Consider the following 21899-nt stretch of genomic DNA (forward strand, 5'->3'; position numbering starts at 1 on the left):
GCCGCTCGTCGCCGCCAACTGCGGCGCCCTGATCGAGTGGAGCGCGATCTTTCGCGCCGATTTCGAAGGCCAGCCGATCAAGACGGCGTTGCTGCGCCACGGCGCGGCTTCGGCGCGCGGCGATGTCGTCGTCACGCGCGCCGGACTGGAAGGGGGGCCGGTTTACGCGCTCTCTTCGCAGCTGCGCGACGTCACGCAAAAACACGGCCCGACGACGCTGTCGATCGATCTGCGGCCCGACACCAGTCTCGATTGTCTGACGCGCAAGCTGTCGCGGCGTCCGCAGAAACAGTCGCATGCAAATTTTCTGCGCAAGGCCGGATTCTCGAAAGTCGAGATCGGCCTCCTGCGCGAGGCGCGCGGGGACGGCCTGCCGCGCGACGCGGAAACGCTTGCCGGGCTCATCAAGAATGCGCCGCTCACCGTCACAGGCGTCGCAGGTCTTGAGCGCGCCATCTCCACCGCCGGCGGCGTCTCCTTCGACGAACTCGACGACAATCTGATGCTCAAGAAGCTGCCGGGCGTTTTCGTCGCGGGCGAGATGCTCGACTATGACGCGCCGACGGGCGGCTATCTGTTGCAGGCGGCCTTCGCCACCGGACTGGCGGCCGGCCGCGGCGCCGCCCGCTATCTCGGCCTTTCGCCCGATCAATCGGCCGCGCCGCCCGAATCTGGTCAGACGGGCTTGTCGCCCCGCCAGTCGCCAAATGGGCGCGCCCCGGAAGCGTCGAACAAATACAGCCTGTAGACTTCCGCTGCGCCGCCCTCCATGCCCGGCGATCCCGCCGGCATGCCCGGCGCGGCGAGGCCGACGGCGTTCGGCCGCTCCTTTAGGAGCCGCGCGACCGCCTGTGGGGGGACATGGCCTTCGACGATGTAGCCGTCGATCTCGGCCGTGTGGCAGGAGGACAGCGCGTCAGGCACGCCGAGGCGCTTCTTCACCGACGGCATGTCGGCTTCGACGATCTCCTCGACGACATAGCCGGCCTCGCGCATACGCGCGGACCACGCGCCGCAGCACCCGCACGTCGGGCTCTTATGCATCACGACCTTTGTCGCGCCTTCGGCGCGCGCCCATCCAGGGATAAGCGCCGCAACTGCGGCGAGCCGCAGCGTATCGCGTCGGGTGAAGGGGTAGTTCGCCATCGGCGTCGTTCCTTGTCTAACGCGCGCCCTACGCGTGCGCTGCGGAAGGCGGGCGCATCATCGGCGCGGCATTCGCGCGAAGTCGCTTGCGGTAGTATGTCGGTGTCGCCGGCAAAAGCGGCAAGACGTCGCGCGAACGAACCCAGCGCTTACCATCGGAAGGGGTGCATGAGCCAATCCGCCGCTAGCCCGCAAATCGCCGACGACCTGCTCAGCGAATTCTCGCTTCTTGGCGGCCCCCTTCAGAGGCTGGGAAGGCGGCTCAACCTTGTCCGTCCGGGGCCGAATACGCTGCCCCTGGGGATCGCGCTCGGTCTGGTCCCCTGGATCGTCCTCGTCGCCTTGGCGGCGCTTGAAGGCGATCGCGGAAAGTTCTTTTCGCTCTCCGTCATTGGCGGGCACGTTCGGTTGCTGGCAGTCATTCCGCTGCTCTTTTTTTGCGAAACCACGCTTGATCGGCAAGCGAGGGCGTTTCTCTCGACCCTTCTGCGTTCCGGCGTAGCGTCGAGAACTACTCTACCGGCCTTGCAGGCTGAAGTTCGAAGCCTCGCCCGCTGGAGCAATTCCTGGATTCCGGATGCGACCTCGCTCGCGGCGACAGTGCTGATGTTTCTTTTCGCGGCGCAGCTTCATCTGTCTGGAAAGACCGCTTCGCTCGAATCGGGCCGCGCCTTGGCCCTCATGCCGCTGGCGGGTTTGTGGTACTGGATGGTCTGTCTGCCGCTCTTTCGCTTTCTGGCGTTTCGTTGGGTTTGGCGGCTAGCGCTCTGGTGGCGTTTTCTGTGGCGCTTGGCCCGAATGGAGCTTCGCCTGACGCCGACGCATCCCGACGGCGTTGGGGGGCTCGGATACCTCGAGGTCGTCCAAACCCATTTGGCGCCACTGGCGTTCGCCATGTCACTGCTCGTCGCCGCCGGTTTCGCCGAGGAAATGTCGGCGGGCGCGTCGTTTGACCCGATCTATCTGGCGACGGCCATGATCGTGATCATCGACATCGCGCTGTTTCTCGGTCCGCCCTGCTTCTTCGCCTTCAAGCTGATGGAATGCAGAGAACGGGGGCTGCGCGACTACACGGTGCTTGCCGCGCGATACGTCGAGGACTTCGAGCGCAAATGGCTTGGCGAAGCGTCTCACGCCGAAGAGCCTTTGCTGGGGACGCCGGACCTGCAATCGCTTGCCGATCTCGGCAATAGCGTCGGCGTTGTGCGAAACATGCGCCTGGCGCCCGTCAGCGTTCGCCTGTTGGCGATCATTGTCGCCGCGGCGCTGCTGCCGATGCCGCCGCTCTTCTTGTTCAAATATCCTGTCGCCGAGATGGCTCAAAAGCTCTTCATGAAGCTGACGGGACTCTGACGAACATAAAGCCGTTCCGTTGGGCGCGCCGCATTCCCCTCGGGGCCCAAGACGCCTATGCTGCCGCTATGCTGCCGTCGCCCTTCTGGTCGGAACTCTCGCTGCGCGACATGCGCGCGCATGACATGTCGCGCGTCATCGCCGTTCTGCCGATCGCTGCGGTGGAGCAGCACGGGCCGCATCTGCCGCTCGGGGTTGACGCGATGATCATGGAAGGATGCATCGATCAAGTCGCGGCGCGCCTGCCCGAAGATCTCGAAGCCGTCTTTCTGCCGATGCAGAGCATCGGCGTGTCCACCGAGCACCGCGATTTTCCCGGGACGCTGACGCTGACAAATGAAACCGCGTCCCGCCTCCTCACAGAGATCGCCGAGGGCGTCCTTCGCGCAGGCGTAAGAAAGCTGGTGCTCCTCAATTCACATGGCGGCAATTCGGCGCTCCTCTCGCAGACCGCGCTCGATCTGCGCGCCCGTTTCGGCGCGCTGGCGGTCATCGTCTCCTGGGCGCGTTTCGGCTATCCGGACGGACTGTTCTCTGCGGCGGAGCTGCGCCACGGGATTCATGGCGGCGAAATCGAAACGTCGCTCATGCTCGCTTTCCGGCCGGACCTCGTCGACATGGCGCGCGCCAAAAACTTCCCGCCGGCGACGCTCGACTTCGAGCGCGATTTCGCCTGGTTGCGCGCGGATCGACCCGCCGGCTTCGGCTGGATGGCGCAGGACCTCTCGCCTGCGGGCGCCATGGGCGACGCGTCCAAAGCCAGCGCTGAAAAGGGCGAAGCGGTGGCCGATTATTGGGCGACGGCCTTCGTTGAATTGTTGCGCGACGTCGAGGCGTTCGACCTGACGCGGCTCAAGAGCATGGACGACTGAGCGTCACGCCGCCGGCGCTGTCCACGGATAGGTCCAGGTCTCGGTCAGCGTGCGCCCGTGCGTTCGCAGAAACAATCTAAGATCGGCGGTCTGGCCCGGCTGCGCCGAAACGTCGAAGAGCGCGCGTAGTCCGCCGATATGCGCGTTGGCGGCGACGCTGGCGCGCAGCACGCGCCCGGCGCTCGTCGTCGCAACCGCTTCGACCTGGCCCGGATCGGCGACGTAATAGGCGAGATCGCCGCCGGCGAAATCGACGATGAACCGATGCGCGTCGGGATTGTAAGGCTCGGCCGAGCCAAGCGCCCGCGCCGGCGCCTCGAAGGTGTTGACGACCATGCCGTTGGGCGCGAGTTGCGGCATGTCGAGCCCGGCGGTGATACGATAGGCGTAAACGAAGGGCGCGCCGGGCTCAGGCGACTTTGCCGGCGTCCAGCTCGCGACGATATTGTCGTTTGTTTCGTCACGCGTCGGCAGTTCGAGCAGTTCGACGCGGCCTTCGCCCCAGTCGCCCATAGGTTCGACGAAATAGCTCGGGCGGTTTTCATAGGCGAGGTCAAGATCCTGATAGGACTCGAACGTCCTGTCGCGCTGCAGCAGCCCGAAGCCGCGATTATTGTTGTCGAGAAAGGACGAGATCCGCGCGCGGGGAGGATTGGCGAGCGGGCGCCAGAGCCATTCGCCGGCCCCGGTGTGGATCGAGAGCCCGTCGGAATCGTGCAATTCCGTGCGAAAGCCGTCGCGCACGTCCCGGTCGTTTTCGCCGGTCAGATACATCGACGTGAGCGGCGCGAGGCCGAGCTTCATCCCCGCGCGCCGCGGGAAAAGCGTCGCCTGGATTTCGAGCGCGCTCTCCTGTCCAGCGAAGAGATCGAATCTGAAGGCTCCTGTCGCAGCCTCGCCGTCGAGCAGCGCATAGAGCGTCGCGTGATTGCTGCCCTTCTCCGGCGTTTCGACCCAGAATTCACGGAAGAACGGAAAGCTTTCGTGCTCGGAGCCGGTCTCGACGCAAAGCGCTCGCGCGGAAAGCCCATACTTCTGATCGCGGCCGAGAAAGCGGAAATAGCTCGCGCCGAGGAAGGAGATCACCTCATCGTGAACATGAGGCTCGTTGACCGGGAAATGCAGGCGAAAGCCGGCGAAGCCGGTGTTGACGGGGGGAGCCTTGTCGATCTTGAGGCGGCCATAGTCGAAGAGCGCCGGCGAATAGGGAATCGGCGTCGCGATGCCGTCGCGGATCATATTCACCGTCATCGGGCGACGATAGAGAAAGCCGAGATGGAACGTCTCTAGCCGGAAGCCGCCGTCCGCGCCCGCGAAAATATCATGCTCGCGCTTGAAGCGAATCCCCCGCCATGTGTCGAAGTCCAAAGCGTCGAAGGGATCGGGCAGACGCGGCGGAACCGTAGTGTCGAAGGGCGCCAGCGCCAGGTCGTGCGCCCGCTGCACGACGTTCTCAAAGCCGAACCGCGGCTTGGGAACGTCGGAGGCCGCCAGCGCCGGGTCTTTGAGCGCAAATTGCGCGCCTATTGCAGAGAGCGCCCCGGCGAATTGGCGCCGTGTTATTCGCGTCATTCCCGCGTCCGAACCAAGGTCCTGCCTTCGCTAATTGACTGCTGCTCTCTAGCCCCATCGTCTCGCGCGCGCAAGAAGCTGGCGGCTCAAGGCCGGCGCGCGACCAACATGCATCACCCGCCGAAAAAATAATCGCATGGCGCAAAAACCGCTTGTCTCAGCGGCAAAAGCGCGTATCTAAGTCCTTGCCCAAATCGCACGTGCCTGTGGTCGTGTGTCGGTAGGCGGGGATCCGGACAAGAGGCCGGTCAACCGCCAGCGTAAAACCGGCAGCCGGAGGCGAACCGGCGAACTCCGTCTCTGCGGAGGATCGCGACTTAAAGCAACGACGGACCGGGCTTTTTCGTCTCTGTCGACCCTCCAAAGGTCGGCGTACCGAAGAGGCTTGTCTTTCTTGCCGGGCGTGCGGATCGGGATTCTCCCCTTCCAATCGATGGCTGTACCCGCGGAAGCGTGCGCGCTCAGGCGTGCATTATTTCGCATCGGTCCAGTCAACGGCGCATCAACCAGCCGTTTGAGCGCTTGCGCTCACGCGGCCTTGGACAGCTAAACCCAACGTTCGTCGCGTCTCCATCGCGCGCGGGCGACCGGAGCGGCGTGTCCGTTGACGCTCAACGATTCTGGGCGCGGTTCGCCGCGCAAGGGGGCCACGATGACCGATCGCATTCTCGAATTCCTCGCCGAGCGCCGACGCAATGGGCGCGACAACGGACCTTGCCTCGTCGTCGATCTCGACGTCGTGCGCGAAAACTATGTCGGCTTCGCCAAGGCGTTGCCGGATACGCGCGTCTTCTATGCGGTGAAGGCCAATCCGGCGCCGGAAGTGCTCTCGCTGCTCGCCTCGCTCGGTTCGTGCTTCGACACGGCGTCCGTCGTCGAGATCGAGCAGGTCCTCGCAGCCGGCGCCACGCCCGACCGCATCAGCTTCGGCAATACGATCAAGAAGGAGCGCGACGTCGCGCGCGCCTATGCGCTCGGCGTGCGTCTCTTTGCGGTCGACTGCGAGGCGGAAGTCGAAAAGATCGCGCGCGTCGCGCCCGGCTCCAAGGTCTTTTGCCGCATTCTCTGCGACGGCTCCGGCGCGGAATGGCCCTTGTCGCGCAAATTCGGCTGCGTCCCCGAGATGGCGACGGGCGTTCTGGAGCATGCCCACAGGCTGGGACTCAACGCCTATGGCGTTTCGTTCCATGTCGGCTCGCAGCAGACGAATCCGCGCATGTGGGACGCCGCGCTGAAGTCGGCGTCGGAAATCTTCCGCGAACTCGCGGAGCGCGGAATCAATCTGCAGATGGTCAATCTCGGCGGCGGCTTCCCGACGAAATATCTCAAGAACGTGCCGGCGGTGAAGCAATATGGCAATGCGATCTTCCGCGCGCTCTCGAAGCATTTCGGCAACCGCATTCCGGAGACGATCATCGAGCCGGGCCGTGGCATGGTCGGCAACGCCGGGCTGATTGAAGCGGAAGTCGTGCTGATCTCGAAGAAGTCGGAAGAGGACAGCGAAATTCGCTGGGTCTATCTCGACATCGGCAAGTTCAACGGCCTCGCCGAAACGACCGACGAGATGATCCGCTATCCGATCCGCACGCCCGCGGACGGGGCGCCGACGAGTCCATGCGTCGTCGCGGGCCCGAGCTGCGACAGCGTCGACGTGCTCTACGAGAAGCAGCCCTATCAGCTGCCGATCTCGCTCGAGATCGGCGCGAAAGTGCTGATCGAAGGAACCGGAGCCTATACGACGACCTATTCGGCCGTGGGCTTCAACGGTTTCCCGCCGCTCGAGACGCATGTGATCTGAGCCGGCTCTGCGCCTCTGCGCAGCGATTGCGTCATGGCCGGGCTTGTCCCGGCCATCCACGCCGAGAGATCGCGGAAACCCGCGGCATCATCGCGTGGATGCCCGCGCCAAGCGCGGGCATGACGGCAAGAAAGCGGGAACTTATTCCCCGATAAACCCAGTCCCGTTCGGCGGGCGCGTCATGCGCCAGGCGCGAGGGTCGCTTGTCCTTCTTAAGGGAGGAAAAGATGGCCTTTGAACTTGTATGCCCCAGTCACGTTCCCGTCTCGCGCGTCGCCCCGGAAGCGCGTGTCGCTCTTGCGCCACTTGCGATTCGCGATGAAGCGCTGGGCGACGCAGAGTCGCGCGAAGCTTTGCTCGACGACGCCTTCGGTCCCGCGCGGTTCTTGAAGACCTGCCAGCGGCTGCGCGACGGATCGGCGCCGGCGCCGGGCCTCGCGCTGGTCGCGACCGACTGCGTCGGCGGGCTTATTGGCACGCTGCGGCTTTGGCCGGTTCTTGCCGGCGGGCGCGCGGCGCTGTTGCTGGGTCCGCTCGCCGTCGCGGCGCAGGCGCGTTCGCTCGGCGTCGGCGGCGCGCTGATTCGCGAGTCGCTCGCGCGCGCGGCCGACCTCGGCCATCGCGCCGTGCTGCTCGTCGGCGACGCCCCCTATTATGCGCGCTTCGGTTTCGAGCGGCGATTCGCCGAGCGGCTGACCATGCCGGGACCGGTCGAGCGCGCGCGCTTTCTTGGCTTGGAGCTTGTCGACGGCGCGCTATCGGGCGTGCAAGGACGCGTCATCCCCGCCGCTGCGCATCGGATCGACATGCCTCAAGCCGCGTAAGGCTCACCAATAGGCGAGAATGCCGCTCGCGAGCGGGTAGGAGAGGCCGGCGCCAAGCGCCACGCCGGCCGCGACGTCGCTCGGATAGTGGTGCGCCGTCGCGATTCGCGACCAGGCCATCGACAGCAGAAGAAGGCCGGCCGATAGCGTCGTCGCCGGCCAGGCGATGACGATGGGCGCGAGCACGCCGGTGAGCGTCATGGCGTGGCCGCTGGGGAAGGAGTGATCGTCGAGCGTCTTCAACAGCGACGGCAGCCGCGCGTCGACATGGAAGGGGCGTTTGCGGCCGAAGCGGCGCTTGATGATCGGATAGAGCATATGCAGCAGCGCGGCGTTCAATCCCGCGAGCGCCGCGACATGCAGCCCTTGCCAGCCAAGGCCGATGAGGACGATGGGCGCGAGGATCAGATAGATCCAGCCATTGCCGAGCTTGCTGATGGCGACGGCGAGAAATCTGCCGATCGCGGAGCGCGCCGTTCGTGAGAAGAGATGAACCGCCGCGAGGTCAAGTTCGAAGAGACGTTGGCCCCAAGTGGCGGCGACGCCGATGTCTGCTTGCGGCTTTGCTGACGCGTCTCGCGTCAGCTTCGCCAGCTGGTCCGATGTGAACGCCATGACGCAACGCTACGCGACACACGCTGCGGTTTCGCGACGCGGAGGCTGCGTTTCGGTGACGTTGGGATAGAGGTTGCGTGACGCTTATGTGATGTATTGATGACAACGCTACGCCGGCGCGTATTTCGCGAAGGCGCTGCGAAACGCCGCGTCGAAGGCGTCGGCGTCAACGTCGACCGTTTCGATCTCCGCGCCGTCTTCGGCGACGCCGGAAAAGCGATATTGCGGGTCTGAAAACTCGAGACCTTCCTCGTCTTCGGCGCTCTCGTACGGCAGCGCGATCTCGACCATCAGCTGTCGCTTCAGCGACAGCGCGCGGCCGACCACCGCGTCGATGCGGCCGTCATCACTGCTGAAATAGCCGTCGAGGATAATCATGCAGACGTCGGCGTTCGGCGCTTCGTCTTCAAGCCATTGCAGCGCCGCCTCGACGCTTTCGGCGATATCAATCTTGCCTGCATCGCTGACGATGAATTGTTGCGGCTGGTCGACGCCAGCGTCGGACCGCGCCACGCCGAAGGGCGTCAGCATGTGTCCGCGCGCCAGCGTCGTGACGGCTTTCGCGAAGGCCTCGCCGGCCAATGCTGCGATGGGTTCGTGCGAAATTGGTTCTGCGCCAATGCTCATGGCATTTTCCTCCGAGCGAGCGGAGTTCTGAGGATCAATAGATCAACGTCATCCGTTTCGAGATTGTTCATACCGGCTTCGTCGCTTGCCGCAGCCATTTGCGCGTCTTTGCGTCGACAAGCGACGAGAGCGTCTTGCGCACAAGCGCGTGATAGGCGTTGAGCCAGTCGATTTCTTCCGGCGACAGCAATTTCGGCTCGACGCAATTCAAATCGAAAGGCGCGAGCGTGATGGTCTCGAAACCATACATCTCGCGTTCGCCGCCTTTGATTTCGCGCTTCTCGACGATGACGAGATTTTCAAGCCGGATGCCATATTCGCCGGCGCGGTAATAGCCGGGCTCGTTCGAGAGGATCATGCCGGGCTGCAACGGCGTCGTCCCGAGCTTCGAGATGCGCTGCGGCCCCTCATGCACCGAGAGGTAAGCGCCAACGCCGTGGCCCGTCCCATGATCGAAGTCGAGCCCAGCCTCCCACAGCGCGCGCCGCGCGAAAGCATCCAGCTGCGCGCCCGAGACGCCCTTGGGAAACACGGCGCGGGCGATGGCGATATGGCCTTTGAGCACGCGCGTGAAATGTTCGCGTAATTGTTTCGACGCCGGACCGACGACGACGGTGCGCGTCACGTCGGTCGTGCCGTCGAGATATTGCGCGCCTGAATCGACGAGATAGACGCCGCGACCGATCTTGAGATTGCTCGTTTCCGTCACCCGATAATGCGGGATCGCCGCATGTTCGCCGAAAGCCGAGATCGTCGGGAAGGAGATGTCGCGCAGGTCGCCGTTTTCTCGGCGGAAGGTTTCGAGCGCTTCCGCCGCGGAAATTTCCGTCAATCCGCCCTTTGGCGCGGTTTCGGAAAACCAGGCGAGGAATCGCGTCAGCGCCGCGCCGTCGCGAATATGAGCTTCGCGGGCGCCTTCAAGCTCCCTTTCATTCTTGATCGCTTTGGGCAGCGTCGCCGGATCGTCGGCGAGACGCGGCTTGCCGCCCGCCGCGCGCAAGGTTTCGACGAGTTTCGCCGGCGCCGTCGCGGAATCAAAGAGAATGGTCGCGCCGCGCTTGCCGGCCTGCACGAGATCCTCGACGAGGTCTTCAGGCGTCTTCAGCGTCAGAAATTTTTCGAGCGCCGCGCGCACCTTCGGCGCAAGCTTCGCTCCATCAATATAGAGCGCAGGCGCGCCGTCCTTGGGCAGCAACGCGAAGCAGAGCGCGATCGGCGTATGCGCCACATCGGCGCCGCGAATGTTGAACGCCCAGCAGATCGCATGCGGATCGGACATCAACGCCGCGTCCGCATCTTTTAGCGCCGCGCGCAGCTTTTTGATCTTCGCGCCGGCGCTCTCGCCGGCGTATCGGGCGGGATGAATCGCCACCGCGCCTCTCGGTTCGGCCGGCCGGTCAATCCAAAGCGCATCGATCGGATTGGCGTCGAGCGGAACGAGGTCGATCTTCCTTTCCGCGAGAATTTTCCCGAAGCGTTCGATCTGCGGGCTGGTGTGCACCCAGGGGTCATAGCCGATGCGCGCGCCTTCGCGCGCATGTTCGCTGAGCCAAGCGGCGGGCGTCGTTTCGGCGATATCGAGCGGCTTGAAGAGCTTCGCATCGATCTCGCCGCGCACCTGAATGACATAGCGGCCATCGACGAAGAGCGCGGCCTCCTTCTCCAGCACGACGGCAAAGCCCGCCGATCCGGTGAAGCCTGTCAGCCAGGCGAGGCGCTCCGCGCATCTGGGCACATATTCGTTTTGATGGACGTCGGCGCGCGGAACGAGAAAGCCGTCGAGTCCTTGCCGTTTCAGCTCAGCGCGCAGCGCCTTGAGACGCGCCGCGCTGTCGCCGCGCATGGCGTCGTCGACGAATGTTTGGAATTTCGCTTCGAACATGGAGCAAAGCTAGTCGCGCGCCTGCCGCAGGGCAATGCTTCGCGCCCGCCTTTCCCCATCCCATCCCTCTCCCGCTTTAATAGGGGAGGGGCAAGGACGGCGAGCAGGACGATCCGCCTCTCCTCAACGCCAGAGTCGCCCAGCCGTCGATGTCGCTCCGCTCGGCCAGGAAAAACCCCTGGGCGCGATAGGCGTCGAGCACGCCGCGCACGTCGCGGGCCAGCAGTCCTGAGAGCACCAGCTCCGCGTCAGCCGCCGCGGCGCGGGCAATCTCCGGCGCAAGCAGACGCAGAGGCTTCGCCAGGATATTGGCGAAGATCAGATCATATTGGCCTTGCAGCGACGGGTGGCGCAGCCCGGTCGCGACGACCGGGCGAACATCGGCGCCGGCGCCATTGGCGCGGGCGTTGGCTGAGGCTGTCGCCACGGCGACGGGATCGATATCGCCGCAGGCGACGCGCTGGTGAAAGAGCCGCGCGGCGGCGATCGCGAGAACGCCGGTGCCTGTTCCCACGTCGAGAATGCGGCGTGGGCGCCGGCGCCTGGCGATTCTCTCGAGCGCCTTGAGGCAACCCAGCGTCGTGCCGTGATGGCCGGTGCCGAAAGCGAGCGCCGCCTCGATTTCGACGCCGATGTCGTTCGGGCGCCGCCGGTCCCGATCATGAGCGCCATGCACCAGGACGCGGCCGGCGCGGACAGGGGCCAATCCGGCAAGAGCGTTCTCCACCCAGTCCTGCTCGGCGACAGTCGAAAAGCGCGCCGCCTGCGCCGTTTCGGCGTCGGCGGCGGCCTCGATCAGGGCAAGAATCTGCGCTTCGTCGGGCGCGCTCGCGAAATAGACCTCGACGGACCATTGGGGGCCATCGTCCAGCTCGAAGGCGGCGGCGGCGGTCTCTGTCGGCTCAAAGGTTTCGACGATGAGGTCGGCGACGGCGCGGGCGCGTTTTTCGTCGCAATCGAGGCGCAGCATGTGGCTGGCGTTATTGGGGGGAAGGCCTTCAAGCATGAGCGCGCTTACCACGGCCGGGGCGCGTGCGTCACCTTTCGCTCGGCGCCGTCGGTCTGTATTGTCGCGCTAGAGGCTGGGCCCAACGAGTTGAAGGCGTGAATGACCGAAAGACTTTCGCTTTGTCTGATCGGCCCGAAGAAGGGCGGCAAGTCGTCGCTGCTCGCCTCCCTTGTCGACTGCGTCGCGCAAAGCGCCTTTGGCTATTCGCCGCGCCTGCGCCCCGCGCTGCAGCCGATCACCGAGGCGGAATATTTCGCCGAGAGCGCTGAGCCAAAAAAAACCAATCTGCTGTCGGTCGAACAGGGCGACTATGAGCGGCTGCGGCGCGAATTCGCCGAGGGCGGCCTCGCCACCGACACGCTCGACACCTACGAATATCGCTTCCGCCTGACGGTCAACGGCGAAGCGCCGCCGGCGGCGGTGCTACGAGGACCCTGGCTTCTGGAGATCATTGACTCGGCCGGCGAGATCGCCGTGCCGCCGGACGGCGCCGAGGTCGCCATCCTCAATGACGTCAAAGCCAAGCTCGCCAGGCAGATGCTTGAGGCCGACGCCATCGTGATCGTGCTGCCACTGGTGCGGCTCGAGGATTCCGGCTGGTCGGGCAATCTCGCGCGCCTTATCGACCGGCTGGCGTTGGCGCCTGAGAAAAAGCTCAAGCGGCTCGTCGTCGTTTTCTCGCAATATGAGCGCTTGTTCGCGCGCCTCGGGCCGAGCGCCTTCACCTATGCCTGCGATCCTGCGGTGGCGCTGCACGCCTTGCGTAAATCGCTGCGCGCCGCGCAGTGGCTGGATCGCCTGCGGGCGCTGGAGTCGCCGAACGGCGGCGGCGCATCGGTGCGCTTCACGGTTTGCTCGGCCTATGGTTTCGTCAAGCGCTTTCAGAATCCCAACATCGATCCGCATCAGCCTGGCGAGCGCCGGTTTCGTCGCGCAGGCCTCGAAGGCGCCCGCGCCTATAATGAATATTGGCGGCCATTCCTCACGGCCGAGCCGTTTCTTTACGCCGCCCTCGGCCTCGACAGCGCCTTCACCTTCTCCTATGCGCAGCTCGACGCGCGCATCGAGGAGATCGCCTGAAGCGCTTCCCGATCACATGGAATCATGTGATCGATAAGGAATCGCTCAAATCAAAATGTTGGAGCGGGTCCTCATGGAAAAAGTCTGTCAACTTTTTCGGAACCTGCTCTAAAGCGAATTTACGTCAATTCTTGCTTAAGGCTCTGCGCCTAGGGTGATCGCGCGGATTTCCCGCGCGAAAGGACGCGCGATGCGCATAGCTGCGCCGAATGGCGACGAAACGGCCGAGATTTCTCTCGAACGGCTGCACTATGGGAAGCTCGCTTTTGGCGCGACGCTGCGCGTGCCGGCGACCGCGGGCTATGGCGTGACCTTGCGCAGTTGCAATCTGCAGCCGGCCGACGACCGGCTGCTTTCGCCGCCGCGTCTGATGGCGCTTCGCCGCTTCGAGCCTGAGCTCGTCGATCCCGCTTCTCGACGACGCGGCTCCTTCATCGCGCGGGTCGCCCCGGAGCCGAATTCCCGTCGCGCCATTTTTTTGCGCGCGCGTTTCCGGCCTGAAGACGGCGAAAGCGGCCACGGACGTCTCTATCAGCAGAGCGCCGTCTGGAGCGTGAGCGCCGCGGACTGGCGCCAACATCCGGCGGCGCTTCTCGCCATGGCGGACGCCGAGCTCGATGCGCGACCGGATCTCGTGACCGAGGACGAGGCGACGCGCTACAACGCCGCGCCGGCGCGTTACCTCGTTCGCTTCATCGATCCGCGCGACGTCTGGAGCGCGCTCGAGGATGCGCTGGAAGCGACGCGCTGGGCGACGCCAACGCTTGAGTTTCTGGCGCGCGGCGCCGAAACGGGCAAAGACGCGACGCTGACCTTTGGCGCTGATGATTTTGCGTGCGAAAGTGAGTTTCTCGGCGCTGTCGGCCTGGCGCTGCAGTTCTTGCCGGCGAGCTATCCGCGCTGGCGCGAGATCAGCGTCGTCTCGGGCCTGCTTCACGCGCCGCAGGGGCTCTGCTTGCGCTACCTTCCGTCGCTGCGCGCGGCCGCGCGAGCAACCCCCGTCGCCGCCTGAATTCTAACCTGGCGAACGCCTGTCCATCTGTGCCGGTTCGGCGATCAGGTAGCGCTCGAGCGCGCCGGAGCGCCGCCGTGGCAGGTTCGCGGCGGCGTCCGAGTAATAGGCGCGCGGGCCGCTGACGACGCCGCCGTCGGCAGAGTAATGCATGGCGCGGGCGGAGCGCGGCTTCAGCGCCACGAAGAGCCGCGCCTCGATCTGCCCGACGGTGACGTTGTCGACGAGATAGGCGCCTTTGCGGTCGACGTGAGCGATTTCGTCGCGCACGAGCCGATTGAGAATAGCGACGATATTGTCGTGCACATTCGGCGGCAGCGCCGACATTGCTTCCGCATCAGGGTCAATCTCGCTCATGTCGCCGTGAACCGGACGCGCCGCGCGCAGGACGGCTTTCATCGCGCGGACGTCGACGGGCTGCTCCTCGTCGTCGGAAAGATCGATCGGCGCGGCGAACTGACGCCGCTCGCGCGCCTCATAGCCGCGTTTGAAAATCTCCGACAGAAATTTCATGATGAACAAAAATGCGTCCTGCGCCATTGCGACGCCGATCGCCATCGTCGAATCGGGGGTGAAGCTCCAGAAGGCTTCGCGCGCCAGTTCGAATTTATTGCGCTCGGAACTGTGCGTGCGCAAATAGGCGTCGCTTTTTTTCAAAAGCTCGCGCACCTCGTCGTCTGACAGCCCAGCCGCCTTGCCGGAGACGACGCAGGCGTCGACGAGGGTCTTCGCCTCGTTGAAGCCGTTTGCCGCGGCGGCCTTGTCCGACGCCGGCGCCGCGCGGATCTTGGCGACGATCGCTGAGAGTTCATCGCGCAGCCCGGCTTCAAGCCCGCATTTGTTGTCGAAGGCCACGCGCGCGGCGATCGTTTCGTCGCGCGCCGAGAGCAGATCGCGCGCCTCCCCCTGCGGCTCGCAGGTGAAGTCCCGGGGCACGCTTGCCGGCAGCGCATTTGATTGCCGCGCCGCCGCGAGAATCGGTTCGCATAGAGGCTTCGCGTCGCGCACGGCGCGCCACGTCGGCTCCAGGCGCAGCTGGTCGCGCAGCGCGGCGAGGTCGCGCAACGTCGCGTCGAGATCGAGCGCTGCTTCGCCCTTCGGCATCGGCCGGCCGGAAGCGGCGCTCGCGGTCTCGGCCTTCTGTTTGAGCGTGATCGTCTGCGCATTGAGCGCGTCGCGCCGCTTCACCGCGTTGGCGCGTTCGTTCGCGGGGCCGGCGAGCGTCTGCCTGAGCGCCGACACGCGTCGCATCGCTTCGGCGGCCTTCTCCTGATGCCCGCGGCAATTTGGGCCGCAGGCCGCGCCCAGCCCATCTAAGCCGTGCGCAGCGTCGACGGCGAGCTGTTCTTCCTGACGCGCCGTAGCGGCCATGGACGTCATTTCGTCCTGCTTGGCTTTGATGATGACGTCGAGTTCGGCGATGCTGCGCTCAAGCGCCTCGATCTCGCGTCGCGCATCCTCGAGCTGACGCATCGCCGCCTGCGCGCTCTGCATTTCCAGCGCGGCCTGGCTCGCGGCCTGCGCGATCACCGCCTGCTGCGCCTCCTGCCGCTTGCGAATGGCGTCGCGCAGCGCCGGCCCGGCCTGGCGCGCCGTGTTGATAAGGCCGTCGATCGAATCGAGATAGGCCTTGTAGCTGGGCGTCGCGGCGATGCGCGCGGAGGCCGCTTCATAAGCGGCGCCGATGTCTTTCGTCGCCGGCAGCAGGACCTCCGTCGCAAGCTCCATCGGCTGAAGCTCGGCGACGATCTTGCGCGAGGAGAGCTTGAAGATGTTGTTGTAGTAGTAGGTGAACGAAAAAAAGGCGGAGATCGAGAAGACGAAGGCGAAGACCAGCGCCGTCACGCCGGTCTTGATGATCATGCGTTCGCGGGCCATGCGCCGCCGCGCGATGAGCGCCGCAAGGTCGACGCCGAGCGACCAGGATGTCGCGGCCAGCATCGTAAGGACGGCGGTCGTCGCGATCAGCGTGCCCGCGATCCCGATCACGTCTCCGGGCTCCCTCTGCATGATGTCGATCATGCCGGACGAGGTTGTGTAGAAGACCCAGCCCAGAACGGGCAGGGCGGCGGCCATCCCGACGCGGCCGAGGTTGAGATCGCCGCTCCACAGACGCGCGAGCGGCGAAATCAGAGCGTCGAAAAGACCAAAGCGCCGCCGCGGGACCGAGGCGTCGGCGACGCGCGCCTGCTGTGCGGAGGCGGTCATCGCGCAGACGCTCTCGACGCTGGAACCGGCCGGCTGCGCATGTCCGCTCCCTTGGAAAAAGCAATGTGGGTTGGTGACGTTGCCGGCGAATTGAGACGGATTTGCGCTCCGGCGCAAGGGCGGACGCCGCTGCGGCGCAGCGCGTTGGCGGCGCTCCCGGGGGATGCTCGCCGCGCATCGGACCTTGGGCGCGGGTGCGGCGCGGCGCCCGCCCCGCTTCCCCTTCCTGAACGATTCGTGCTAGACGGCGAGTTTACTGTCTGCGGCTGGGCCGTTCGGCCGCGACTCGCGCTGACGGGCCTTGATCCCGTCAGATCTCCAAGGGGTCAGCCGTGGCCATTCCATTCCGCTATATCGCAAAGATCGGCGTCTATCTGCTCAAGCAGCACCTCACGGGCGTGCGGCGCTATCCGCTCGTGCTCATGATGGAGCCGCTGTTCCGCTGCAATCTGGCCTGCGCCGGCTGCGGAAAGATCGATTACCCCGATCACATCCTGAACAAGCGGCTTTCGGTCGAGGACGCGCTGCGCTCGGTGGACGAATGCGGCGCGCCGGTGGTGGTGGTCGCCGGCGGCGAGCCGCTTCTGCACAAGGATCTTCCGCAGATCGTCGAGGGGATCGTCGCGCGGCGCAAATTCGCGATCGTCTGCACCAATGCTCTACTGCTCGCCAAGAAGATCGACCTCTTCAAACCGAGCCCCTATTTCACCTGGTCGATCCATCTCGATGGCGACAAGGAAATGCACGACCGCGCGGTCTGTCAGGACGGGGTCTATGAGCGCGCCGTCGAGGCGCTCAAACTCGCCAAGTCCAAAGGCTTCCGCGTCACCACCAACAGCACCTTCTTTTCCGACGCGGATCCCGAGCGCGTCGCGAAATTCCTCGACGCGACCACGGCGCTCGGCGTCGACGGGATGACGCTTTCGCCGGGTTACGCTTATGAGCGGGCGCCGGATCAGACTCACTTCCTCAACCGCACGCGCACCAAGGAATTGTTTCGCGCCATTCTGCGTCGCGGCCGGGGCGGGAAAGCCTGGGACCTTACCCAGTCGACGCTGTTCATGAATTTTTTGGCCGGCAATGTGAGCTATCGCTGCACCCCCTGGGGGATGCCGCTGCGAACAGTGTTTGGCTGGCAGCGACCCTGCTATCTGCTGGGCGAAGGCTATGTGCCGACGTTCAAGCAGCTGATGGAGGAGACGGACTGGGACGCCTACGGCGTCGGCAATTACGAGAAATGCGCCGACTGCATGGTGCACTCCGGTTTTGAGGCGACCGCCGTCGCCGACTCAGTGCGCCGACCCTGGCGGGCGGCCGCCGTCGCGCTCTTTGGCGTGCGCACCGAGGGGCCGATGGCCCCTGACGTCTCGCTCGAGAATCAGCGCCCGGCCGAATATGTCTATGACGAAAACATCGCCAAGCTCTCAGAGATCCGCGAGCACGAGGCGCAGCAGCGGGCCGAGCAACGGCCCACAGCGGCTTAGCGAGACGAAGGCGGCGCGGGAGTCGAGGCCCGCCCGGATCATGCCGCCAAGTTGATGCGGCCCGCGGATCAGCTCGCGGGCGACGCCGAGGGCGTGGATGTCGCCTTCAGGCGTCAGCGCTTTGGCGACGAGCGGCGGCAGCGCGCGCGCCGCCGGATCGCTGATCGCGCGCAGCGCGACGAAAGGAAGGTCGCGCCGCCGCGCGAATTCTTCGGCAAGATGCGATTCCATGTCGACCGCGACCGCTTGGGCGCCTTCACGCAGCGCCGCCTTGGCGGCTGGATGCATCGCCGGCTGGTCGACGCCGATGATGGCCCCCGGCGCAACCTTGCAGCCGGCGGCCGCGGCGCCTTTCATCAGCACTGACGAGAGCCGCGAATGGGTGTCGCGCCGCGCGTCGCCCCCGACGATGGCGTCGGCCACGACGACATGGCCGGGCGCCAGCGCGTAATCCAGTCCGCCAGCCAGTCCGAAGCTGACGACGGCGGAAAAATCGGTTCCGCCGAGCGCATCGAGCGCTTGCCGCAGGCGCGCGACATTCGCGCCGCTGCACAGCGTCGTGACGCCTTCGCCGGCGGCGCAGGCGGCTTCGCGCTTCATGCCGACAATGACGAGAATCGGCGCCAGGGCGCTCAGTTCGGCGGTTTTTCTGCGGCCAGTCGCGCGCGCCATTGCTCCTCCGGCCAAGGCCGTGTCAGCTCCATCGAAAAAAGCGCTTCTAGAGCCCGACCTGCACGCGCTTGCTGTTGGCGCGCTTCAAATTGCGATAGCGCGCGAGCGCCCAGAGCGGGAAAAATTTTCCATAGCCATGATAGCGCAGATAGAAGACGCGCGGAAAACCCGTCGCGGTGAAACGCGCCTCATTCCATAGGCCGGCTCCGTTTTGCGTCGATTGCAGATAGGCGATCCCGCGCGCGACCGCCGGATGATCGACGTCGCCCGCCGCCATCAGCGCGAGCAGCGCCCAGGCGGTTTGCGAGGCTGTCGAGGGAGCCTTTTCATAGCCCTTATAGTCGAGCTTGTAGCTCGCGAGGTCTTCACCCCAGCCGCCATCCTCGTTCTGGATCGCGACGAGCCAGGCGACGGCGCGACGGTAAGCGTCATGCTCATGCGGCAAGCCGACAGCGTTGAGCGCGCATAGCGTCGACCAAGTCCCGTAGATGTAATTCGCGCCCCAGCGGCCAAACCAGCTGCCGTCCTTTTCCTGTTCTTTGAGCAGATAGTCGACGCCGCGCTTGAGACATTCGCTCGATTCGATCGTATCGCCGAGCTGCGCCAGCATGGACACGCAGCGCGCGGAAACGTCCGCCGTCGGCGGATCGAGCAGCGCGCCGTGATCGGCGAAGGGGATGTGGTTGAGATAGTGGCAGGTGTTGTCGGCGTCGAAGGCGCCCCAGCCGCCGTTCTTCGACTGCATGCCGACGATCCATTCTTTGGCGCGGGCGATGCGTTCGTCATAGGGACGGGATCCGTCATTCGCCGTGAGGCGATCCATCGCCGTCACGACGACCGCCGTGTCGTCGACGTCCGGATAATAGGCGTTGGCGTATTGGAAGGCCCATCCGCCAGGCCGAACGTCGGGCCGCTGCGCCGCCCAGTCGCCCTTGACGTCGAGCACCTGCAAGGGCGCGAGCCATTCGCAGGCCTCGCGCGCCTCTGCGCGCGCGTCTTCGTCGCCCGTCTCAAGCAGCGTGTGCGCCGTCAGACAAGTGTCCCACACCGGCGAGACGCAGGGCTGGCAATAGACTTCCGTATCGGTCACGACGAGCAGCCGCTCGATCGCCTCGCGCGCCTGTTTCTTGCGCTCGTCGGAGTCCGGCGCGCCGAGCACGTCATACATCAGCAGACTATTGACCATCGACGGAAAGATGCCGCCCAGTCCGTCGACGCCATTGAGACGCTCGGTCGTCCATTTCATGGCAAGTTCGATCGAGCGCTCGCGCGGGCCGTTGGGCATGTGCGGCTCAATCAAACGAAGAAGCTTGTCGATCTGCCCGAAAATATTCGCCCAGGGCCAAGTCTGGTGTTCGCCCTTGGGCCATACCTTCACCTCTTCCGGCGGCGTCGTGAAGAGTTCGGCGATGTGAATATTCCTGGGGTTCTTCGCGCGCGGCTTTTTCGTCATCAGCACCAGCAGCGGCACGAGAACGGTGCGGCCCCAATAGGAAATCTTGTCGAGGTGGAAGGGAAACCACTTCGGCAGCAGCATGATTTCGACCGGCATCACCGGCACGCCGCGCCACGGAATTTCGCCGTAAAGCGCCAGCAGCGCACGCGTGAACACATTGCTCTTAGCCGCGCCGCCATAGGCGAGGATCGCTGCGCGCGCGCGCGCCATATGCGGCGCGTCGATGTCGTCGCCGATCATCTTGAGCGCGAAATAGGCTTTCACGCTGGTGCTGATGTGGAAAGGCCCGTCCTGATAAAGCGGCCAACCGCCGTGATCGCCCTGACAACGGCGCAGATAGACCGCGATCTTGCGCTCGAGTTCGGCGTCGACCGGTTCGGCGCGGAAATGGCGCATCAGCACATATTCAGCCGAGAGGGTCGTGTCGGCTTCGAGCTCGAAGCAGAAATGTCCATCGCCTTTGCCGAGCGATAGCAGCGCGCGCTTGGCGTTCTGAATGCTCGTCTCCAGCGCCTCGCTGGAAACGGCGGTGAAATTAGCGTCAATACGCGCGGCGGCGTTCATGGCAATCCCTTTATATGTGCGGTCACGCGATGCTGAGCGTCGCGGACTTCGCCGACTCATGATGCGGCTTCACGACGATCTCGACGTCCTGCCCCAGGGCGACGAGAAATCGCATCAGCCGTTCCAGCGAAAACTGCCGGAAATCGCCGTGCAGCAGCTTCGATATATCCGGCTGCTTCACGCCGAAAAGTTTCGCGGCTTGCACCTGCTTCAACCCGCGCTCCTTGAGCAGCGCTTCGATCTTGCGAACGAGCTGCGCCTTGAGGAGGTGGTCGTCGGGCGGCGCCTTGGGCGCGGGCGAGTCTTCGGTCATCTCGGCTTGGGGGAGGTCTGAGGCGCGCGGTTGCGCTGATGCATATTGGCTATAGTGAATTGACTATACCGTCAAGTGAGTGTCTGTTGTGCTCAATTCAGATCGCGCAGTCTCGCATCTGTTCGCAATACGAGAGATTCTTCGCAATGAGTCATTCAAAACCTTTCCATAGAAATCTGCGGGCGATGAAACCAGGACCCAATTCTGGCTACAGCGGGTGGGCTTACATCGTTGACAAAGAATATGCGCAGGATCCCGCACATTACATTCGTGCTTACATCATAATTCAGAAAGATCTAGAAAAAATATTTGATTACATCGAGCCATCGGATGAGTGCTTAAACGCGTACTCATATAGAATCCATGAACTTCTGATGAGAACGTGTATAGAGATCGAAGCCAACTTCAAAGCAATTTTCGCCGAAAATACATTTGGTTTGGCGAAGGGCAGGCATCCTACCATAGATGTCTACCGCAAGATCAACGTCACCCATCACCTTTCGTCGTATAGGGCGGCGCTACCAATTTGGAACGGCGGCCAGAAGGAATTTTGCCCCTTCGCAGGCTGGAGTACAGGAACTCCACTTCCTTGGTATCAAGCGTACAACGCAAGCAAACACGACAGACATGAGGAATTCAAACGAGCGAACATGCAGCAGCTACTCAATGCGGTGACCGCGCTATTAATTGTGCTTACGTCTCAGTTCGGAGCCGAATCCTTTTCCTCGGGTTACCGCCTGATAGCTTACTCAGGGGATGAATACCACGATGGCAAGGCCGCCATCGGCTCGCTGTTTCGAATAAAATATCCCGAGGATTGGATCGACGATGAATTATATAACTTCGATTGGTCGGTATTGCGCAACGAATCGGTCCGCTTTGAAAAAATTGATTACGATCGAATTCCATAATTTTTCATATCGATAGATTTCTCGTCGGTTCGTTTTCCGCTTGGCTCGCCAATTGCTACTCGTCCGGAATGACGGCTCCTCGCGCTCGAGGCGCCTGCCTTTGTCTGCAAAGAGGCGCCGATGGACGAACTCTATGTGATTTGTCGGACAGACGAGATCGAGGACTCCGAGGCGACGGGATTCGTCCTGATGCGCGCCGAGGCGAGCGGCGACGCCGCCCCCTATCCGATCCTGATCACGCGCAAGGGCAACAATTTCTACGGCTTCGAGAACGCCTGCCCGCATGAAGGCGAGCGGCTCGACGTCAATCCCGGCCAGTTCATGGACGAGGAAGGCAATTTCCTCGAATGCGGCAGGCATCATGCGCAGTTCGACATCGACACCGGCCACTGCTTCATCGGCCCCTGTCAGGGCCAACGGCTGACGCCGATCAAACTCGTCGTCGACGAGGGCGACGTCTGCCTCACCGGCGTGCTGCTCGCCGAAGAATGAAAGGCGCTC

At 64.2% G+C, this 21899-nt stretch carries 20 protein-coding genes; 10 read left to right on the forward strand and 10 right to left on the reverse strand.

The features are described 5' to 3' along the window. The coding region (locus tag NEI07_RS10710) for an NAD(P)/FAD-dependent oxidoreductase (protein WP_256034477.1) at positions 1 to 748 on the forward strand (748 nt) is incomplete at its 5' end. On the opposite strand, the gene NEI07_RS10715 is transcribed toward NEI07_RS10710, so the two are convergent. Continuing rightward, positions 676 to 1146 (reverse strand): DUF411 domain-containing protein, encoded by a 471-nt coding sequence (locus tag NEI07_RS10715; RefSeq protein WP_256034478.1) that lies wholly within the window; start codon positions 1144 to 1146, stop codon positions 676 to 678. The genes NEI07_RS10710 and NEI07_RS10715 overlap by 73 nt on opposite strands. 168 nt (positions 1147 to 1314) lie before the next feature. Between NEI07_RS10715 and NEI07_RS10720 the strand changes: the two genes are divergently transcribed. Together NEI07_RS10720 and NEI07_RS10725 are read left to right on the forward strand one after the other, a co-directional pair. After that, positions 1315 to 2499, forward strand: coding sequence for a hypothetical protein (locus tag NEI07_RS10720; protein ID WP_256034479.1), 1185 nt, complete (start codon positions 1315 to 1317; stop codon positions 2497 to 2499). Between the two features lie 68 nt (positions 2500 to 2567). Beyond that, entirely contained in the window at positions 2568 to 3371 is an 804-nt protein-coding gene (locus NEI07_RS10725) for a creatininase family protein (protein ID WP_256034480.1), read from the forward strand. A gap of 3 nt (positions 3372 to 3374) precedes the next feature. Here the strand turns inward: NEI07_RS10725 and NEI07_RS10730 are convergent, their stop codons facing one another. Then, complete coding sequence (locus NEI07_RS10730; protein WP_256034481.1) at positions 3375 to 4943, reverse strand: glucan biosynthesis protein; 1569 nt, start codon at positions 4941 to 4943, stop codon at positions 3375 to 3377. Between the two features lie 652 nt (positions 4944 to 5595). Between NEI07_RS10730 and NEI07_RS10735 the strand changes: the two genes are divergently transcribed. Together NEI07_RS10735 and NEI07_RS10740 are read left to right on the forward strand one after the other, a co-directional pair. Beyond that, a complete protein-coding gene (locus NEI07_RS10735; RefSeq protein WP_256034482.1) occupies positions 5596 to 6741 on the forward strand; it encodes a type III PLP-dependent enzyme in 1146 nt (381 codons plus the stop codon). A 227-nt stretch (positions 6742 to 6968) separates the two neighbouring features. Continuing rightward, positions 6969 to 7565: a GNAT family N-acetyltransferase gene (locus NEI07_RS10740; protein ID WP_256034483.1), complete on the forward strand. Its 597-nt coding sequence runs from the start codon at positions 6969 to 6971 to the stop codon at positions 7563 to 7565. Positions 7566 to 7568: 3 nt separating this feature from the next. On the opposite strand, the gene NEI07_RS10745 is transcribed toward NEI07_RS10740, so the two are convergent. The 4 genes from NEI07_RS10745 to NEI07_RS10760 form a co-directional block, all read right to left on the reverse strand. After that, positions 7569 to 8180 carry a phosphatase PAP2 family protein gene (locus NEI07_RS10745; protein WP_256034485.1) on the reverse strand — a complete coding sequence of 204 codons (612 nt, stop codon included), beginning with the start codon at positions 8178 to 8180 and terminating at the stop codon, positions 7569 to 7571. Positions 8181 to 8288: 108 nt separating this feature from the next. Next, a complete protein-coding gene (locus NEI07_RS10750; RefSeq protein WP_256034487.1) occupies positions 8289 to 8807 on the reverse strand; it encodes a hypothetical protein in 519 nt (172 codons plus the stop codon). 67 nt (positions 8808 to 8874) lie between these two features. Next, a complete protein-coding gene (locus tag NEI07_RS10755) occupies positions 8875 to 10689 on the reverse strand; it encodes an aminopeptidase P family protein (protein WP_256034490.1) in 1815 nt (604 codons plus the stop codon). Positions 10690 to 10765: 76 nt separating this feature from the next. Further along, positions 10766 to 11695 carry a 50S ribosomal protein L11 methyltransferase gene (locus tag NEI07_RS10760; RefSeq protein WP_256034492.1) on the reverse strand — a complete coding sequence of 310 codons (930 nt, stop codon included), beginning with the start codon at positions 11693 to 11695 and terminating at the stop codon, positions 10766 to 10768. A gap of 102 nt (positions 11696 to 11797) precedes the next feature. On the opposite strand from NEI07_RS10760, the gene NEI07_RS10765 reads away from it, so the two are divergent. Together NEI07_RS10765 and NEI07_RS10770 are read left to right on the forward strand one after the other, a co-directional pair. Beyond that, positions 11798 to 12778, forward strand: a complete 981-nt coding sequence (locus tag NEI07_RS10765) for a hypothetical protein (protein WP_256034493.1) — start codon at positions 11798 to 11800, stop codon at positions 12776 to 12778. A 190-nt stretch (positions 12779 to 12968) separates the two neighbouring features. Then, complete coding sequence (locus tag NEI07_RS10770; RefSeq protein WP_256034496.1) at positions 12969 to 13790, forward strand: hypothetical protein; 822 nt, start codon at positions 12969 to 12971, stop codon at positions 13788 to 13790. Positions 13791 to 13793: 3 nt separating this feature from the next. Here NEI07_RS10770 and NEI07_RS10775 read toward each other — a convergent pair whose 3' ends face one another. Next, entirely contained in the window at positions 13794 to 15998 is a 2205-nt protein-coding gene (locus NEI07_RS10775) for a hypothetical protein (protein WP_256034498.1), read from the reverse strand. Between the two features lie 332 nt (positions 15999 to 16330). Between NEI07_RS10775 and hpnH the strand changes: the two genes are divergently transcribed. Next, on the forward strand, positions 16331 to 17482 hold the full coding sequence (gene hpnH, locus NEI07_RS10780) for an adenosyl-hopene transferase HpnH (protein ID WP_256034499.1): 1152 nt from the start codon (positions 16331 to 16333) through the stop codon (positions 17480 to 17482). On the opposite strand, the gene NEI07_RS10785 is transcribed toward hpnH, so the two are convergent. From NEI07_RS10785 to NEI07_RS10795, 3 genes are read right to left on the reverse strand one after another with little or no spacing between them, the layout of a single operon-like run. Further along, positions 17423 to 18154, reverse strand: coding sequence for a phosphorylase family protein (locus NEI07_RS10785; RefSeq protein WP_256034502.1), 732 nt, complete (start codon positions 18152 to 18154; stop codon positions 17423 to 17425). The genes hpnH and NEI07_RS10785 overlap by 60 nt on opposite strands. A gap of 46 nt (positions 18155 to 18200) precedes the next feature. Then, positions 18201 to 20174 carry a squalene--hopene cyclase gene (shc, locus tag NEI07_RS10790; RefSeq protein WP_256034503.1) on the reverse strand — a complete coding sequence of 658 codons (1974 nt, stop codon included), beginning with the start codon at positions 20172 to 20174 and terminating at the stop codon, positions 18201 to 18203. 22 nt (positions 20175 to 20196) lie between these two features. After that, positions 20197 to 20487: a helix-turn-helix domain-containing protein gene (locus NEI07_RS10795; RefSeq protein WP_256034506.1), complete on the reverse strand. Its 291-nt coding sequence runs from the start codon at positions 20485 to 20487 to the stop codon at positions 20197 to 20199. A 146-nt stretch (positions 20488 to 20633) separates the two neighbouring features. Between NEI07_RS10795 and NEI07_RS10800 the strand changes: the two genes are divergently transcribed. Together NEI07_RS10800 and NEI07_RS10805 are read left to right on the forward strand one after the other, a co-directional pair. Beyond that, entirely contained in the window at positions 20634 to 21398 is a 765-nt protein-coding gene (locus tag NEI07_RS10800; RefSeq protein ID WP_256034507.1) for a hypothetical protein, read from the forward strand. Positions 21399 to 21518: 120 nt separating this feature from the next. After that, on the forward strand, positions 21519 to 21890 hold the full coding sequence (locus tag NEI07_RS10805) for a Rieske (2Fe-2S) protein (protein ID WP_018407047.1): 372 nt from the start codon (positions 21519 to 21521) through the stop codon (positions 21888 to 21890). Positions 21891 to 21899: the final 9 nt, after the last annotated feature.

The sequence above is a fragment of the Methylocystis suflitae genome, from assembly GCF_024448135.1.
Lineage (GTDB): Bacteria > Pseudomonadota > Alphaproteobacteria > Rhizobiales > Beijerinckiaceae > Methylocystis > Methylocystis suflitae.

Excerpts from the sequence above, each read along its gene's own strand:
- NEI07_RS10715 (WP_256034478.1), bottom strand. The coding sequence starts at position 1,146 with ATGGCGAACTACCCCTTCACCCGACGCGATACGCTGCGGCTCGCCGCA.
- NEI07_RS10720 (WP_256034479.1), top strand. The coding sequence starts at position 1,315 with ATGAGCCAATCCGCCGCTAGCCCGCAAATCGCCGACGACCTGCTCAGC.
- NEI07_RS10725 (WP_256034480.1), top strand. The coding sequence starts at position 2,568 with ATGCTGCCGTCGCCCTTCTGGTCGGAACTCTCGCTGCGCGACATGCGC.
- NEI07_RS10730 (WP_256034481.1), bottom strand. The coding sequence starts at position 4,943 with ATGACGCGAATAACACGGCGCCAATTCGCCGGGGCGCTCTCTGCAATA.
- NEI07_RS10735 (WP_256034482.1), top strand. The coding sequence starts at position 5,596 with ATGACCGATCGCATTCTCGAATTCCTCGCCGAGCGCCGACGCAATGGG.
- NEI07_RS10740 (WP_256034483.1), top strand. The coding sequence starts at position 6,969 with ATGGCCTTTGAACTTGTATGCCCCAGTCACGTTCCCGTCTCGCGCGTC.
- NEI07_RS10745 (WP_256034485.1), bottom strand. The coding sequence starts at position 8,180 with ATGGCGTTCACATCGGACCAGCTGGCGAAGCTGACGCGAGACGCGTCA.
- NEI07_RS10750 (WP_256034487.1), bottom strand. The coding sequence starts at position 8,807 with ATGAGCATTGGCGCAGAACCAATTTCGCACGAACCCATCGCAGCATTG.
- NEI07_RS10755 (WP_256034490.1), bottom strand. The coding sequence starts at position 10,689 with ATGTTCGAAGCGAAATTCCAAACATTCGTCGACGACGCCATGCGCGGC.
- NEI07_RS10760 (WP_256034492.1), bottom strand. The coding sequence starts at position 11,695 with ATGCTTGAAGGCCTTCCCCCCAATAACGCCAGCCACATGCTGCGCCTC.
- NEI07_RS10765 (WP_256034493.1), top strand. The coding sequence starts at position 11,798 with ATGACCGAAAGACTTTCGCTTTGTCTGATCGGCCCGAAGAAGGGCGGC.
- NEI07_RS10770 (WP_256034496.1), top strand. The coding sequence starts at position 12,969 with ATGCGCATAGCTGCGCCGAATGGCGACGAAACGGCCGAGATTTCTCTC.
- NEI07_RS10775 (WP_256034498.1), bottom strand. The coding sequence starts at position 15,998 with ATGACCGCCTCCGCACAGCAGGCGCGCGTCGCCGACGCCTCGGTCCCG.
- NEI07_RS10785 (WP_256034502.1), bottom strand. The coding sequence starts at position 18,154 with ATGGCGCGCGCGACTGGCCGCAGAAAAACCGCCGAACTGAGCGCCCTG.
- shc (WP_256034503.1), bottom strand. The coding sequence starts at position 20,174 with ATGAACGCCGCCGCGCGTATTGACGCTAATTTCACCGCCGTTTCCAGC.
- NEI07_RS10795 (WP_256034506.1), bottom strand. The coding sequence starts at position 20,487 with ATGACCGAAGACTCGCCCGCGCCCAAGGCGCCGCCCGACGACCACCTC.
- NEI07_RS10800 (WP_256034507.1), top strand. The coding sequence starts at position 20,634 with ATGAGTCATTCAAAACCTTTCCATAGAAATCTGCGGGCGATGAAACCA.
- NEI07_RS10805 (WP_018407047.1), top strand. The coding sequence starts at position 21,519 with ATGGACGAACTCTATGTGATTTGTCGGACAGACGAGATCGAGGACTCC.